The organism is Herbiconiux daphne, assembly GCF_024979295.1.
GTDB classification, from domain to species: Bacteria; Actinomycetota; Actinomycetes; order Actinomycetales; family Microbacteriaceae; genus Herbiconiux; species Herbiconiux daphnes.
This window is the reverse complement of sequence record NZ_JANLCJ010000248.1, coordinates 1-857: the sequence shown is the minus strand read 5'-3', so window position 1 is coordinate 857 and position 857 is coordinate 1. Positions and strand designations below refer to the sequence as shown.

The 857-nt window shown below is 47.1% G+C and carries 1 protein-coding gene; it reads right to left on the bottom strand.

The genetic code is table 11. The features are described from left to right. Positions 1–221: 221 nt before the first annotated feature. Positions 222–857 (bottom strand): phage minor capsid protein (locus N1032_RS24415; protein ID WP_259543096.1); only part of this gene is annotated, 636 nt, incomplete at its 5' end.

Here is an 857-nt window from a genome sequence, read left to right as displayed (position 1 = left end):
GGCGATTTGTGTGGTCAATGCCGCTTTCTCGGCGGTTAGTGTTTCCACTTGCCCCGTCAATGTTGTGATGCTCGTCAATGCCTTACCATGTTCAACCATAATTTGGTTGATTAGTTCGTCATCCAAACCAAGTGTTTTTAAGAATTCGCGTTTCATCATCAATTACCCCATTTTCGTGTTTTGTCGGTGCAACGCCACCGCGGTTTGTTGAATGTTCGCAATTAGTCACCCATCAATGTCTTGACCGGAATCCGGACTTGTTCACGTTTGGGTTTTCGTCGCAATTCATTCGCTCGTGTGTATTGTACCATGGTTTTTCGTTGTTTCGCAACGACCCGTGACAACCTTTTCAATTCGGATGTATTGCCCAATTCTTTGGCAATCATCATTTTGGTTTTGGTCTTCCTTATTCGGTTTTCCAAGGCGCGTTGTCCTTGTTCTTTCTCGAATCGTTTGACCACGTCTTCGGGTTTATATTTGACTTGGTTGTTCTCGTTCACATCGGGGTCAAAAGGGATGTGCATGTGGTGACAATTGACACCCATGTGACCGGATGGTTCTTGGTAGTGCGCATTCCAACTTGGGTCGTAAATCGACTTATATTTGGAACCTTCGGGGATGGCTTCGGGTCTTCGTAAATCCACCACATGACCTTGGATGTGTGAACATGCGGGTCGTGCCGATGGATGCGATGTGACGATGACCGTGTGGATGCCGTATTCGTTCAATCGTTCCCGACGGACTTCATTGCGCACATCGTTGACCGTGGATTTGATGGATGCTTTGGCATATGTTTGAATGTTCCATCGTCTACCCGCCTTATCCACAAAACCGGACGGAATCCCCTTTTCCGCCCA